Source organism: Vreelandella xerophytica (genome assembly GCF_968048975.1).
Window position 1 is genome coordinate 395,258 of sequence record NZ_OZ309106.1, and the last position, 13,586, is coordinate 408,843.

The following is a 13,586-nucleotide window of genomic DNA, read 5'->3' on the forward strand; positions in this document are numbered from 1 at the left end:
GAGCAAACGATGAACGTGAGAGCTGCCGTACTGGATGATCTGGAACCCTTGACCGTACTGCTGGACGAGTACCGCCAATTTTACGAACAGCCCAGTGACCCGCAGGCGGCTCGACGCTTCCTGGCACAACGCTTCGGGCTGGGAGACTCGTTCATTCTGGTCAGCGAAAGCGAGCCGGGCGAACCGAGCGGCTTCGTACAGCTTTTCCCGGGGCTTTCCACCGTCGGCTTGAATACCCGCTGGACACTGAACGATCTTTACGTCGCCCCCCGAGCCCGACACCAAGGGGCCGGGCGGGCGTTGATGGATGCCGCCGAGAAGCTTGCCCGGGAGCACGGCGTGGCCCGCTTGATATTGATGACCCAGGTAACCAACGAGCAGGCCCAGGGCCTTTATGAGTCCTTGGGGTGGCAGCGTAACCATGAGTTCTACAGCTACTTGCTGAACGTTTGAGGAGATAGGCATGAGCGAACAATCCAGCGTGCTGGCCTTTTTGCCCGCCGCGCCGGCCGAGATGGCGCAAGCGATGCACGCCAAGCTTTGCTATCACACCGATGCCTGGGATCTGGCCCAGGATCTGGCCGTTGGCATCGATGAGATCGTGGTGATCGACACCCGCAGTTTCGAGCACTACTGCGCGGGGCATATCCCCGGTGCGCTGAGCCTGCCCCACCGGGAGATGACGCCTGAGCGACTCGCCACGCTCGATCCCTCCAAGGTGTATATCACCTATTGCGACGGTATTGGCTGCAATGGCTCGACCAAAGGGGCGTGGAAGCTTGCCAGCGCAGGTTTCAAGGTAAAGGAGCTTTTGGGTGGGCTGGACTTCTGGCGCCGGGATGCGCATCCGGTGCAGATGGGCGAGGCGCGGGGTACGCTGTTGAACGCGCCGATTGACGACTGTGGTTGCTAGTGGCTGGGCATTGTCTTGCCAGGCCCGGCGCTTGCCGGGCCTGGGGTGCTTTTATGCGTCGCGCAGCTTGCGCGCGCGGTGCAGGTTTTCCATGGTGTTGAGGCACGCCTGGGCGGCTTCCTTGCCCTTGGTGACAAAGTGCTGGGCGTAGAAGTCGTGGTGGGTGGCGTGCTCATGGAAGTGGTGCGGGGTGAGTACTGCCGAAATCACCGGCACCTGGGTGTCGAGCTGAACCCGCATCATGGCGTCGATGACCGCGTGGGCGACGAAATCGTGACGGTAGATGCCGCCATCCACCACGAATCCAGCACCGACGATGGCGCCGAAGCGACCGCTTTCGGCCAGTACCTTGGCCTGCAGGGGGATTTCATAAGCGCCGGAGACGGTAAAGGTCTCCACCTGATCGGCATCTAGCCCGCAGCGTTCTACTTCTTCAATGAACGCCTCAAGTGCCTTTTCGACGATATCCTGATGCCAGTGGCCCTGAATGAAGGCGATACGCTGGCCGGTGGTGTGAGAGGAGAGGTCTAACGGAAAGGTCTGATTCATGGTCATTCTCATCGATCAAAGGTGCCAGAATCAGGGCATGCGGCAACGCCCGGCGCGCCCGACGCATATAGCGAGCGGGCGCACGACGCGGCCGTTCTCTTTCATCCGGACTATCACCGTCGGCTTCGGTTTCTCACCGAATCTGCTGACCTTCAAGGAATCCCTCAAAGCGCTCGCGGGCTTAGGCCGTGTTATCGGCCATCACCGCCGGTGGGGACTTTCACCCCGCCCTGAGAACGTGCTGGTGCGTGTTAAAGCCCGCCCAGTGTACGCCGATTGCGCAAGCCTCGCCAGGCACCGCCGAGGCGCAGCAGGTCAAGAAGCATCAGATGGCGAACAGACATCCACCCACTGGGCTGCCACCAGCTCCGCCAGCCGGTTCGGGCAAAGACGAACGGCGCTGTTGGGTGAGCCTGCCGCCGGCAGTACCTCCGAGTACGCACGCAGCGACGCATCGCAATAGACCGGCAGGCTGGTGGCAAGCCCGAACGGGCAAACGCCCCCGACCGGATGGCTGGTCAGCTCCATGACCGTATCTTCATCGAGCATCTTGGCCTTGCCGCCGAACTGGTCACGAATCTTGGCATTATCGATCCGGACGCTGCCGCTGGTCACGATCAGCAAAGGCTGTTCCCCGACCTTGAAGGCCAGCGTCTTGGCAATCTGGCCAGGCTCTACCCCGTGAGCGTCAGCGGCCTGCTCGACGGTCGCGGTGCTCTGCTCGAGTTCGATGATCTCGAGATCCGGGGCGTGCTCGGCCAGAAAGCTGCGCGCGGTCAGTAAACTCATAAACGACTCCTTGAATGGCTGTCGTTTTAAAGTAACGCGCTTTGTTCAAGTCAGCCAATCCAGGGGCGTTTCAGGGCTGTACGGCAAGCGCGCTGGCCACTTCCTCGATCTGCATCGAAAGGCTCTGCAGGCCGCCACCGGAAAGATACCAGAGCGCCGGCGTGAGAAGGATGACATCGATGTCCGCGCCGGCATCGCTTAACGATTGACGCAGGTCGTCGGCGTCAGCGGGCTGCTCGCCAATGGCGGCGCTGCGGTCCACGACCAGTAGACGCTCCGGAGCGATCTCGGCAATCGCCTCCGGTGTCAGCGTGGTAAAGGTGCGCGCGCCGTGGGTTCGGGTCGTGGCGCTCTCGGGCATCTCTTGTTTCTCGATGCCCAGAACCTCGTGTACCACCGGGTGCTCGTTGAGAGAGAAGTTGCCGTCATTGTGGGTCACGACCAGCGTGCGAGGAGCGTCGCTGAGCGCTTCACGCTGGGTTTCGATCTCGTTATGAAGCGTTTCCAGCGCGGCTTTTGCCTGTTCTTCGACGCCGGCGTGTTCGGCAAGGCTTCGCACATTCGCATCCAAGGCGGCCAGGTAGTCATCATTGGCAAGGCTTGCCTCGAACAGCGGGGCGATCTCTTCAAGTTCTTCTTTCCATTCGCCCTGACGCCCCGTGTAGACGATCAGCGTCGGCTCGCTTTGTGCGATAGCTTCAAGGTCGGGGCTGCGCAGCCCGCCCAGGTCCGCGTAGTCATCTGCAGCGTAACCTGAGAGATACTCGGGCAGTGCCTGCTTGGGAAGCCCCACCACCTGGTCACTGGCACCCAGTGCATCCAGTGTATCCAGGCTTCCCAGGTCGAAGACCGCAAAGCGTTCGTCTGCCTGAGCACTGGCGCTCAGGGCCGTTACCAGCAGTGATGTCGCAACAACCGCCTTTTTCATGATGACTCCTTTTGAGAAAAACTTTTATATGAGACTCATTATCATATTGGCAACTTATGAGAAGTTTGTCACCTCTTTTCATAATGTTAGTAGTGATGGCGCGTCAAGGAGCTAGAGGGCGTCACTCTCTTGCGAAACGAGAGACGCTTATCCACGTTAAATTGATATGTTATATTATATTTTTTAGGGTGGCCTGGCACTGACCCGCTACCTGTCATGAGCAACCGGTTTAGGAGAGCCCACTTGGCCTCAGTACTTTTCGAGCACATTGAAGCGCTTCAAGGCGAGCGCCCCTGGGGCACCTTTCTGGATGCCGGTACGGGGGTCAACTCGATTGGCTGGGTCAGCGGCCTGGAGACTCAACGCTGGACGGCGGTCACCGGCGCCGGCGGCATGGCGCAAAGCGTTGAGCGCGCGGTAGCGGGTAAAAAGCGCCCGCAGGACCGTCTGGTGCTGGGCAACTGGCAGGATCCTCGTTTTCTGGCCGGCGAGCGCTTCGATACCGTGCTGGCCGATTATCTGCTCGGTGCCATCGACGGCTTTGCGCCTTACTGGCAGGACGAGCTGTTTCCCCGGTTGTGCGCCCTCACCGAAAAGCGTCTGTATCTGGTGGGGCTCGAGCCGTATGTACCGTTCAATGCCGCGACCGCCGCGGGCAAGCTGGTGGTGGAAATAGGCCGTCTGCGCGATGCCTGCCTGTTGCTGGCTGGCGAGCGCACTTATCGCGAGTATCCGAGCGGCTGGGTCGAGCGGCAGTTGAATCGGGCGGGGTTTGATGTCATCGAAACCAGGCGTTTTCCCATTCGCTATGGCAAGAAATTCGTTCACGGTCAGATGAAGATGTGCCGCCAGCGCATGGAGACCATCGCCGACCGGTTCCTGGCGCAGGCGATGCTCAAGCACGTGGACGACCTGGAGCGCCGCGCGCTCGAGCATATCGAGATAGAGGGCGGGCTCAGCCACGGCGCGGATTACGTGATGGTGGCAGAGCCTAGAAAAGACGAGAACGCCTGAGTGGCGGAGGAGGGTGGGAGTCGAACCCACCAGGGGCTGCATGGCAGCCCCTACACGGAGTTGAAGTCCGGTCGCCCCACCGGGGAACGATCCTCCTCCTGCGTATCGGCTAGGCGAAAGCCTAACCGCTTTTAATCCCACATGCCAGGATGACGCAGCTGGCGTTCGTCGCGCACCCGGCGGGTATAGCCGACACGGTCGAAAAACTCCAGCTGGGCGATCGCGAGCTTGCGCCCGAGGCCCGTACGGTCACGATACATGGCAGCGATCACGCGGCCCTGCTCGTGATCCAGTGCCTCGATGATCTCCCCCAGACATTTGAGCGTTTCAGACGGGTAGAAATGATCCTTGCGCACCTGAAACAGCCGGCCCAGCCGGGCGTTGGCGTACAGTACCTCGCGCACGCGGAACTCCTCCAGCTGCCGGGCCTGGGCAATGTCGCGCACCCTGGGTGGGTCGAAGCGCCCCGTCAGCAGCGGCAGAATGGCCTGCGAGAGCGCCTGGTCGGCTTCGCTCAGCCGCACCCGATGCGAAGGGCTCTTGATAAATGGCCCCTGGGCACTGACGCGACCGGTCTCGATGAGCCTTTCAAGCCACTGGCGAAAGATGTCGACGTTCCACTTCGGCGCCACCCAGCGGCGCAGACGGTCACGCTCCATACCCACCTCGGAAGGGGCGTCGGCATGGAAGGTGTCCAGCGCCTGGATAAGCGCCTTTGCCAACTCTTCAAGGTGGTCCGGGGCGAATGCCCGGTGCGCCGAGCCTGCGTGAATGAGCGTCAACCCCTGAGCGGCGGCCTGCTCTTCGAGCGCTTCCACGGTGCGGTTCAGCGTGCCTGAGAACTCGGTGAGCGAAATGCCGCCGCTCTGCTGGTCGGCCAGGGCTTTCAAGGTCTCGGCAAAGCCGTCCTGGCGCTCGGCAGCGCCGTTTTCCAGCGCGTGAGTCAGCGTGTGAAGGTAGGCGAGCCGCTCCGGACGGCGCGCGCCCCGCCTGGGGGGGTGAGGGTCGAGCACGCGACCGCCGCCGAGGGTTTCATCGGCACTTTGCGAGCGGATCACGAAGCGGTCACCGCAGCAGGCGTGCTGGGGCGCGTCCAGCGTCAACTGGGCAAGGGCGCGGCCGCCCGGGGCAAGGGTCGGGGCTTCGAGCAACCCGAGCCGCCCGGTCAGATGGGCGGCCCCCATATGCACATGAACCGGCATCCAGTGAAGGGCATCGCGCTCGAGCGAGGCCAGCAGGTCGAGCGACACATCCATACGCTGGCTGCTTTGCAAAGGCGCCGGAGCCTCGACCAGCCAATCGCCGCGGCGAAGGGTCTCGCGTTCCACGCCCGTCAGGTTCAGCGCGCAGCGATCGCCGCGGTGGGCGGCCTCGGCGTCACGATCTTGCCGGCGAAGGCCGCGAACGCGGACACGAACGCCCTGGGGCAGAAGCCATAGATGACGGCCCTGTTCGATATGCCCATCCACTACCGTGCCGGTCACCACGAGCCCCGCGCCTTTTTTGCTGAACACCCGGTCAATGGCATGACGAAAACGCCCCGGGGCAGGGCGGGCCTGCCAGTCGGCGGCGCGCTGATCCAGCCAGTTCGACAGGGGCTCAAGGCCTGCGCCGGTGCGCGCGCAGACGCCAAACACCGGCACATCGTTGACCAGCTCCCGGGCTTCGTGCTCTCGCGCGGTAAACTGCTCGGGGCCTACCAGATCGGTCTTGGTCAACACGATGGCCATGACGGGAATCGAAAGCAGCGCCAGGATGGCGAGATGCTCGTGGGTCTGCGGCATCACGCCGTCGTCGCAGGCGATGATCAAAAGTGCCCCGTCGACACCGGCCACCCCGGACAGCATGTTGTGAATAAAGCGCTCGTGGCCGGGTACGTCGATAAAGCCAAGCTCGGCGCTCCCTTCCGTCTTCGGATAGATGAACCCGGGCTCGATGGTGAGCCCACGGCTTTTCTCCTCTTTAAGCGTATCGGCGTCCACGCCGGTCAGGCTGTAAAGCAGGGTGGTCTTGCCATGATCCACATGGCCTGCGGTCGCCACAATCATGTGAACGACGCTGCATCAGTCAGGGCGCGGCGAATCGCTTCAGCAAGCATCTGCTCATCGCCCGGCGCCAGACAGCGCAGGTCGAGCCAGAGCGCTCCCTCCTTGATGCGCCCGATGATGGGGCGTGAAAGCGCGCGACAGGCGCGCTCCAGATTGCGCAGCGCCTGTTCGCGGGCCTCGCGGCGCGGCGCGTTTGATTCGATGACCAGCGCGGTACTTGGCAGCCGATCCACCGGCAGCGAGCCACTGCCGAGCTGGCTCATGCATGGCGCAAGGCACGCGGTGCGTCCAGCGGGCAGGGTGCCAAGTGCAGCCAGCACGTGCTCGCCGGCGGCGTGAATGGCGTCGGCGTCGCGGGTCAAGAGGCGCAGGGTGGGCAGCGTCTGGTCGGGGTGGTCATCGTCACGGTAGTGCCGCAGTGTCGCCTCGAGTGCGGCCAGCACCAGCTTGTCCAGGCGCAGCGCGCGCTTCAAGGGGTGGCGTTTGATGCGCTCGATATAAGCGCGCTTGCCCACGATGATGCCTGCCTGAGGGCCACCCAAAAGCTTGTCACCGCTGAAGGTGACGACATCGGCGCCGGCGGCAATCGCCTCCTTGGGCTGGATTTCGTAGGGCAGGTCGTACTGGCTCAGGTCGGTGAGCGCGCCGCTGCCCAGATCAACCACCAGTGGTACGTTGGCCTCGTGGGCGATTTCGGCCATGCCCGCTTCGTCCACCGCCTGGGTGAAGCCTTCGATGGCATAGTTGGAGGTATGCACCTTGACCAGAAGCCCGGTCTCTTCATTGATGGCCTCACGATAATCACGCGGATGAGTACGGTTGGTGGTGCCGACCTCACGCAGCCGGCAGCCGGCGGCGGCCATGATATCCGGCATGCGGAAGGCTCCACCGATCTCGATCAGTTCGCCGCGGGAAACAACCGCTTCGCGCCCGGCGCCCAGCGCGCCGAGGGTGAGCACCACGGCGGCGGCGTTGTTGTTCACCACCGTGGCGGCCTCGGCGCCGGTCAGCTCGCAAAGCAGCGCTTCGATAAGATCATCACGGTCGCCGCGCTTGCCGGTTTTCAGGTCGTACTCCAGCGCGACCGGGTGACGGGCCACCCGGGCCATGGCATCAATGGCCTGCTCGGAGAGCAGCGCCCGCCCCAGGTTGGTGTGAATCACGGTGCCGGTCAGATTGAAGACGGCGCGGGTGTTGGGGTGCACGAACGCGAGAAGCCGGGCGTGGACCTGCTCGGCAATAGCGCCGTCATCAAGCGGCGCTGTCTGGGGCGTCTTGCGTAAGGCGGCCAGGGTTTCTCGAACCATGCGTGTACATGTTCGCAAGCCGTGTTGAGCAACAAGATCCCGAAGCAGGGGGCGGTTGAGTAGACGGTCTACCGAAGGGAGCGTTCGGCGCCAGTCAACGGCGCCTTGAGAGGGAGCGGTGTCAGTCATGTCGTCAGGCTTGAATCCGTTTCAGGCAGTGGCCGGGGTCATTATCGCTTGGCCCCAGGGCTTAGCCGTCCTCGCCACCAAAGGCGAGCAGCGGATTGAAGCCGGCGCGGGCATATCCCTGCTCTTCGAGCAGCACGTCCAGGCCAAGCGTTGCGATATCGTCGGCGAACGGGTCGGTGTCGGCTTCCCACTCGCGGTCCATTAACTTAACGCTTGCGTGACAGGCACCGCAACTTTCTGCGCGAATCGGCAGCGCACGCTTGCCGTCCGGTCCTTCGCAGCCGATATAGTCGAGCTTTTCCGTCTCGAAACAGTGACTGCAGCGGGCGCGCTCCATGTACCACTGCGTGGCGCAGAGCCCGCATACCAGGTAACGCACCCGCGAACGGTAGCGGCCAAGCTGAACCGTGGAGGCCACCGGCGGTGTGCCGCAGCACGGGCACAGGCCTTGGGCGGCGTCCCTGGGCCGGCGTGGCAGCGTCTCGAGCGACTGCGCCAACCGTGTCCAGGCGACTTGCAGCGCCGCCCCTACCAGCGGTGCCACGCCACGATAGTCGGCCTTAACGCTTTTCTGCTCGAGGATCGCTTGAGCGATCGCGGTCAGATCTTGCTCGCCCAGCCCTTCAATCGTGGTCAGAAGCTCGCACTGAGCGGCGAACGTTTCGTTTTCACCCTGAAGGGCCTGGTCCAGCACCTCGAGCAGGGCGCTCAAATCCGCCCGCCAATCCAGCGAGCCGAACAGCGCCGAGGGGGCGAGCGGGGGAAACTCGTGGGTCAGCGCCACGTCCCAGCTCTGCGGGTCGAAGGTGTCCGCCTGACGGTCCTTCAATACGCGGTGCTGGGCGCGGGCCAGATGGGCGTTGAAGGCGAGAAAGGGGGCCATCTCATTGAAGCGCGTTCCAAGTTCGCTGAAGCGGCTGGCCCGCAGGGCGAAAAGACGCGATTCCGGCAGTACCACCTGAGGCGGCTCGCCGTGGCGGGGCGGCTGCGGGTCGTGCAGCGTATTGGATATCCATTCGCTCATGCCTGCTCCTGTTACGTACAAGGCGCCAGGGTAAAGGTGCCCTGATCGTTCAATCCTGGGGGTTGAGGCGGCGAGCGTCGTCGGTGGCGGGCTCGTCCGGGACGTTGCGATCTCGCTCGCGCTCGCGTTTGATGTGCGCATCATACCAGAGCGGGTGGTGGTGCTTGGCCCAGGCGTGGGTGACGAAACCGCGAATCATGGCGCCAAACGAGCCCTTGATCCAGATCGCCGCGTAGATGTGCACCACGATCGTGACAATGGCCACAAAGGCCGTCACCGCGTGCAGAAGGCTTGCAATGCGCACCACGGTCACCGGAAAGTTGCCGGCAAACCAGGGCCGCCACATCAGCACACCGGTGATCAGAAGCGTCGGTACGCAGAGTATCAGCGCCCAGAACACCAGCTTCTGGCCGGGGTTGTATTTACCGATCGGCACGAGCTTGTCGTCGCGGTTGCTCAGCACATCATTGAGCTGCTTCATCCAGCGCACGTCGTTTCTGATCGGCAGGTTGTCGCGAGCGTGCCCTACGGCGATGAGCACGAAAAGCAAAAAGAACACCACGCCGATGAACGGGTGCAGAATGCGCGCCCACACCGGCCCGCCCAGCGTTTGGGAGAGAAAGAAAAACGCCGGGTGAAAGAAGGCGAGTCCGGAAAGCGCCAGCAAAATGAAGCTCAGCGCCATCGTCCAGTGGTTGACCCGGGTGGACGGCGGATAACGCAGCATCATCCGCTGGCCGAGCTTGTTACGTTTGATCGGATCGTGTTGCATGATCACTCCTCCCGCCGTGTATCGGTTTGCTCCCGATCAGGCGTGTCGGGATGGTGATCGCGAAGGTAGCCCTCTTCGCCTTGTGGGCCGAATACCTCTTCATCTAGCGGCTCGTCCTTCGGCCCCTTGGTGAGGTAGTGCATGAAGCCGGCAAAGGCGGTGATGCCGATGATCGCGCTCATGATCGGCTTGGTCGGGCCTTTCCAGGCGCTGACGAAAGGCGAAATGCTCGGGTTTTCCGGCAGGCCTGCGTAGATGTCCGGCGTGTCGGCGTGGTGCAGCACGTACATCACGTGGGTGCCGCCGACGCCGGCCGGGTCGTAAACCCCCGCCTCGGCAAAACCGCGTCCTTTCAGGTCGTCCACGCGCTGGGCGGCACGTGTCAGCATGTCCGCCTTGGAGCCGAACTCGATACAGCCGGTCGGGCAGGTCTTCACGCAGGCGGGCTCGAGGCCCACCGACACCCGGTCGGAGCAGAGTGTGCACTTGTAGGACTTGCTGTCACGCTCGGAAATACGCGGAATGTCGAAAGGGCAGCCGGTCACGCAGTAGCCGCAGCCGATGCATTTGTCCGAATCGAAATCGACGATGCCGTTGGCGTATTGAACGATCGCCCCCGGCGCCGGGCAAGCGGTCAGACACCCCGGGTCGGCGCAGTGCATGCAGCCGTCCTTGCGAATCAACCACTCCAGATCACCCTGTTCGTTTTCAAATTCGGTGAAACGCATCACCGTCCAGGAGTCTTCGGTCAGATCATTGGGGTTGTCGTAGGTGCCCGCGGTGGTGCCGACCTCGTCGCGCACGTCGTTCCACTCCATGCAGGCAACCTGGCACGCCTTGCAGCCGATACAGCGGCTGACATCGATCAGCTTGGCCACGGGTTCGACCTCGTGACGCCCCTGAGGGGGCGTCGTGGTCGTGGCCGACCGGCGCAGGATATTTTGCGGATTGCTCATGTCCTGCCTCCTGTGGTGTCTTTTTCAACGTTGACCAGAAAGGATTTGAACTCCGGGGTCTGGGTATTGGCATCGCCCACGAACGGTGTGAGCGTGTTCGCCAGAAAGCCCTTCTTCGCCAGCCCCAGAAATCCCCAGTGAATGGGAATGCCGACCTGGTGCACGATGCGGTTCCCTACCGTGATCGCCTTGATGCGCTTGGTCACCACCGCCACGGCGCGAATATAGCCGCGCTTGGAGGAGACCCGCACCCAGTCGCCGGCCTGAATGCCCAGCTCGTTGCCCAGCGCCTCGCCGATTTCCACGAACTGCTCGGGCTGCACGATGGCGTTCAGATGCACGTGCTTGGTCCAGTAGTGGAAGTGCTCGGTCAGGCGGTACGTGGTGGCCGCATAGGGGTAGTCCTCCCAGGTGCCCATCATCGCCAGATCTTCGTCAAAGACTCGCGCCGCCGGGTTGTACCTGACCCGGTTGTTGCGCGGGAAGAGCAGGTTGCCTTCCGGCACCGGGCTTTCCAGGGGCTCGTAATGGGTGGGGAAGGGGCCTTCCGCCATGCCCTGGCTTGCGAACAGTTTGCCCACGCCTTCCGGGTTCATGATGAAGGGCATCTGGCCGCGGGTAGGGGGCGAGTCGACCGGGAAATCCGGAATGTCCGCGCCGGTCCAGCGGCGTTCGACGTTGTCCCACCAGATGAGCGACTTGCGATCGGACCACGGCGTGCCGTCCAGCTTGGCCGAGGCGCGGTTATACAGAATCCGTCGGTTGGCTGGCCACGACCAGGCCCAGCCCAGGGTCTGACCGATGCCGTAGGGGTCGGCGTTGTCGCGATTGGCCATCTGGTTGCCGGACTCGGTCCAGGAACCGGTGAAGATCCAGCAGCCGCAGGCGGTCGAGCCGTCGTCGCGAAGTTCACCAAAGCCTTCGAGCTGCTCTCCCATGCGACGCACCAGACGGCCGTTGATGTACAGATCGCTCAAGGCACGTCCGTTGTACTCCCGGGCGATCTCTTCCGGCGCGGGCTCTTCGGGTTTCTTGTAGTCCCAGGCCAGCCCGAGAATGGGGTCGGGGAAGGCCCCGCCTTCCTGCTCGTACAGCTCGCGCACGCGCATGAAGAGCGCGCCCATGATATGGGTGTCCGCGCGGGCCTCGCCGGGGCCGTCGGCGGCCGGGAAGTGCCACTGCAGCCAGCGGGCGCTATTGACCGTGGAGCCGGCGTCCTCGGCGAACGACAGCGCCGGCAGGCGGAACACCTCGGTCTGGATCTGGGCGGGGTCGACATCGTTGTACTCACCGGCGTTGCGCCAGAACTCGGCGGTTTCCGTGTTGAGCGGGTCGATGGAGACCAGATACTTGAGCTTCGAGAGCGAGCGCGACACCTTCGCCTTGTTGGGAATTGCCGCCAGTGGGTTGAAGCCTTGGCAGAAGTAGCCGTAGATCTCGCCTTTCGACATTCGGTTGAAGGTGTCGAGAATATCGTAGAGCGGCTTGTCGAGCTTGGGCAGCCAATCAAAGCACCACTGATTGTCTTCACGGGCGTTATCGCCATACCACGCCTTCATCAGGCTGATGAAAAAGGCGTCGGCGTTTTGCCAGTAGGAGACCTGAGCGGGTTGAAGCGGTAGCCGCCGCCGAGCGGTCAAGAAGGTGTCCAGGTCCTCTTCGTCATCCGTCGGGGCGGCAATATAGCCGGTCAACTGATTGGACAGCAGGCCAAGGTCGGTCAGTCCTTGAATGTTGGAGTGACCCCGCAGGGCATTGACCCCGCCGCCACGCAGGCCGATGTTGCCCAGCAGGAGCTGCACCATGCCGGCGGTACGGATGATCTGCGAACCCAGCGAGTGCTGGGTCCAGCCAAGCGCATACAAGAGCGTAGTGGTGCGATCCGGCGTGGCGGTGCCTGCCAGTGTTTCCCACACACGCATGATCTTGTCCACGGGTGTGCCGCAAATGGAGGAGACCATCTCTGGCGTATAGGCGTCGAAGTGCTCGCGCAAGAGCCGGTACACGCAGCGCGGGTGCGTCAGGGTGTCGTCTCTTAACGCAAAGTCGTCATCGCCGGTCTGATAGACCCAGTTCGCCTTGTCGTAGGAGCGCGTCTGTTCGTCGTAGCTGTCAAACAGGCCCTCCTCGAAGCCGAAGCCTTCATCGACCAGAAGCGCCGCGTCGGTATAGTTGAGCACGTATTCGTGCTGGATCTGGTCGGTATCGATCAGATAGCGGATGAGCCCGCCCAGAAAGGCGATATCCGTACCGGTACGAATCGGCGCATAGAAATCCGCCACCGAGGCGGTACGCGTAAAGCGTGGGTCCACCACCAGAAGCTGGGCGTTATTGTGCTCTTTCGCTTCGGTTACCCAGCGAAAGCCTACCGGGTGGGCTTCTGCGGCATTTCCCCCCATGACCAGAATGACATCAGCATTGCGAATATCGACCCAGTGGTTCGTCATCGCACCACGACCAAATGTTGGGGCAAGACCTGCCACCGTTGGTCCGTGTCAAACGCGCGCCTGGTTGTCGAAGGCCAGCATGCCGAAGCTTCTCACCACCTTCTGGGTGATGTATCCCGCTTCGTTGGAGGAGGCCGAGGCGGCCAGAAAGCCGGTGGTCGTCCAGTGGTTGACTGTGCGGCCTTCGTCATCGGTTTCGACGAAGTTTTCGTCGCGGTCGGCTTTCACGTGACGAGCGATGCGCTCGATCGCCTCGTCCCAGGAAATGCGCTTCCACTCGTGGGTGCCGGGCTCGCGAACTTCCGGGAATTCCAGGCGCGAGGGGCTTTTCACGTAGTCGAGCAGGCCCGCGCCCTTGGGACACAGCGCCCCGCGGCTCACCGGGTGGTCCGGGTCGCCTTCGATGTGAATGATTTGCTGGTGGGCATTTTTCGCCTCGTCGCCGCGACTGTAGATCAGCACCCCGCAGCCTACCGAGCAGTAGGTGCAGATGTTGCGCGTCTCTTTGGTGTGCGTCAGCTTGAAAGGGCGAATGGAGGAGGCGGCGGCTTCCGGGGAGAACCCCATCATCGCCATGCTGGAGGTGGCAAGCCCCGCCGCCCCCAGCTTGAAAAACCCGCGTCGGGTCACTTGAATCGTCATGGTCTCACCTCTGCGTCGGGGTCATACCGGGTAGGCAGGGTGCCAATTGCGCTGGTTCATGGTCAGGT

The 13,586-nt window shown here is 62.8% G+C and carries 12 protein-coding genes, 1 tRNA gene and 1 riboswitch; of the genes, 3 read left to right on the forward strand and 10 right to left on the reverse strand.

What is annotated here, in order from left to right:
- The first annotated feature begins 9 nt into the window (after nt 1-9).
- Together ACWF8S_RS01900 and ACWF8S_RS01905 are read left to right on the forward strand one after the other, a co-directional pair.
- Nucleotides 10-453: an N-acetyltransferase family protein gene (locus ACWF8S_RS01900; RefSeq protein ID WP_447555128.1), complete on the forward strand. Its 444-nt coding sequence runs from the start codon at nt 10-12 to the stop codon at nt 451-453.
- A 10-nt stretch (nt 454-463) separates the two neighbouring features.
- Complete coding sequence (locus ACWF8S_RS01905; RefSeq protein WP_447555129.1) at nt 464-913, forward strand: rhodanese-like domain-containing protein; 450 nt, start codon at nt 464-466, stop codon at nt 911-913.
- A 51-nt stretch (nt 914-964) separates the two neighbouring features.
- Here the strand turns inward: ACWF8S_RS01905 and ACWF8S_RS01910 are convergent, their stop codons facing one another.
- From ACWF8S_RS01910 to ACWF8S_RS01920, 3 genes are all read right to left on the reverse strand, one after another.
- Nucleotides 965-1,462, reverse strand: coding sequence for a 6,7-dimethyl-8-ribityllumazine synthase (locus ACWF8S_RS01910; RefSeq protein WP_447555130.1), 498 nt, complete (start codon nt 1,460-1,462; stop codon nt 965-967).
- Between the two features lie 89 nt (nt 1,463-1,551).
- A riboswitch (FMN riboswitch) is annotated at nt 1,552-1,704 on the reverse strand.
- A 73-nt stretch (nt 1,705-1,777) separates the two neighbouring features.
- Complete coding sequence (locus ACWF8S_RS01915) at nt 1,778-2,251, reverse strand: YbaK/EbsC family protein (protein ID WP_447555131.1); 474 nt, start codon at nt 2,249-2,251, stop codon at nt 1,778-1,780.
- A 70-nt stretch (nt 2,252-2,321) separates the two neighbouring features.
- On the reverse strand, nt 2,322-3,179 hold the full coding sequence (locus ACWF8S_RS01920; protein ID WP_447555132.1) for an ABC transporter substrate-binding protein: 858 nt from the start codon (nt 3,177-3,179) through the stop codon (nt 2,322-2,324).
- A gap of 243 nt (nt 3,180-3,422) precedes the next feature.
- Here ACWF8S_RS01920 and ACWF8S_RS01925 point away from each other — a divergent pair, with 243 nt between their 5' ends.
- A complete protein-coding gene (locus ACWF8S_RS01925; protein WP_447555133.1) occupies nt 3,423-4,193 on the forward strand; it encodes a class I SAM-dependent methyltransferase in 771 nt (256 codons plus the stop codon).
- Between the two features lies 1 nt (nt 4,194).
- Here ACWF8S_RS01925 and ACWF8S_RS01930 read toward each other — a convergent pair.
- From ACWF8S_RS01930 to fdnG, 7 genes are all read right to left on the reverse strand, one after another.
- A tRNA-Sec gene (locus tag ACWF8S_RS01930) sits at nt 4,195-4,292 on the reverse strand.
- 32 nt (nt 4,293-4,324) lie between these two features.
- Complete coding sequence (gene selB, locus ACWF8S_RS01935) at nt 4,325-6,241, reverse strand: selenocysteine-specific translation elongation factor (RefSeq protein WP_447555134.1); 1,917 nt, start codon at nt 6,239-6,241, stop codon at nt 4,325-4,327.
- Entirely contained in the window at nt 6,238-7,677 is a 1,440-nt protein-coding gene (gene selA, locus ACWF8S_RS01940) for an L-seryl-tRNA(Sec) selenium transferase (RefSeq protein WP_447555135.1), read from the reverse strand. The genes selB and selA overlap by 4 nt, the downstream gene beginning before the upstream one ends.
- A gap of 61 nt (nt 7,678-7,738) precedes the next feature.
- Nucleotides 7,739-8,701, reverse strand: a complete 963-nt coding sequence (gene fdhE, locus ACWF8S_RS01945; protein WP_447555136.1) for a formate dehydrogenase accessory protein FdhE — start codon at nt 8,699-8,701, stop codon at nt 7,739-7,741.
- 49 nt (nt 8,702-8,750) lie between these two features.
- Nucleotides 8,751-9,473: a formate dehydrogenase subunit gamma gene (locus ACWF8S_RS01950; protein ID WP_447555137.1), complete on the reverse strand. Its 723-nt coding sequence runs from the start codon at nt 9,471-9,473 to the stop codon at nt 8,751-8,753.
- A 2-nt stretch (nt 9,474-9,475) separates the two neighbouring features.
- Nucleotides 9,476-10,429, reverse strand: coding sequence for a formate dehydrogenase subunit beta (gene fdxH / locus ACWF8S_RS01955; RefSeq protein WP_447555138.1), 954 nt, complete (start codon nt 10,427-10,429; stop codon nt 9,476-9,478).
- Nucleotides 10,426-13,512 carry a formate dehydrogenase-N subunit alpha gene (fdnG, locus tag ACWF8S_RS01960; RefSeq protein ID WP_447556539.1) on the reverse strand — a complete coding sequence of 1,029 codons (3,087 nt, stop codon included), beginning with the start codon at nt 13,510-13,512 and terminating at the stop codon, nt 10,426-10,428. Before fdnG ends, fdxH begins: the two co-directional genes overlap by 4 nt.
- Nucleotides 13,513-13,586 lie beyond the last annotated feature (74 nt).

Excerpts from the sequence above, each read along its gene's own strand:
- selA (WP_447555135.1), bottom strand. The coding sequence starts at position 7,677 with ATGACTGACACCGCTCCCTCTCAAGGCGCCGTTGACTGGCGCCGAACG.
- ACWF8S_RS01910 (WP_447555130.1), bottom strand. The coding sequence starts at position 1,462 with ATGAATCAGACCTTTCCGTTAGACCTCTCCTCTCACACCACCGGCCAG.
- ACWF8S_RS01915 (WP_447555131.1), bottom strand. The coding sequence starts at position 2,251 with ATGAGTTTACTGACCGCGCGCAGCTTTCTGGCCGAGCACGCCCCGGAT.
- fdxH (WP_447555138.1), bottom strand. The coding sequence starts at position 10,429 with ATGAGCAATCCGCAAAATATCCTGCGCCGGTCGGCCACGACCACGACG.
- ACWF8S_RS01905 (WP_447555129.1), top strand. The coding sequence starts at position 464 with ATGAGCGAACAATCCAGCGTGCTGGCCTTTTTGCCCGCCGCGCCGGCC.
- selB (WP_447555134.1), bottom strand. The coding sequence starts at position 6,241 with ATGATTGTGGCGACCGCAGGCCATGTGGATCATGGCAAGACCACCCTG.
- ACWF8S_RS01920 (WP_447555132.1), bottom strand. The coding sequence starts at position 3,179 with ATGAAAAAGGCGGTTGTTGCGACATCACTGCTGGTAACGGCCCTGAGC.
- fdhE (WP_447555136.1), bottom strand. The coding sequence starts at position 8,701 with ATGAGCGAATGGATATCCAATACGCTGCACGACCCGCAGCCGCCCCGC.
- ACWF8S_RS01950 (WP_447555137.1), bottom strand. The coding sequence starts at position 9,473 with ATGCAACACGATCCGATCAAACGTAACAAGCTCGGCCAGCGGATGATG.
- ACWF8S_RS01900 (WP_447555128.1), top strand. The coding sequence starts at position 10 with ATGAACGTGAGAGCTGCCGTACTGGATGATCTGGAACCCTTGACCGTA.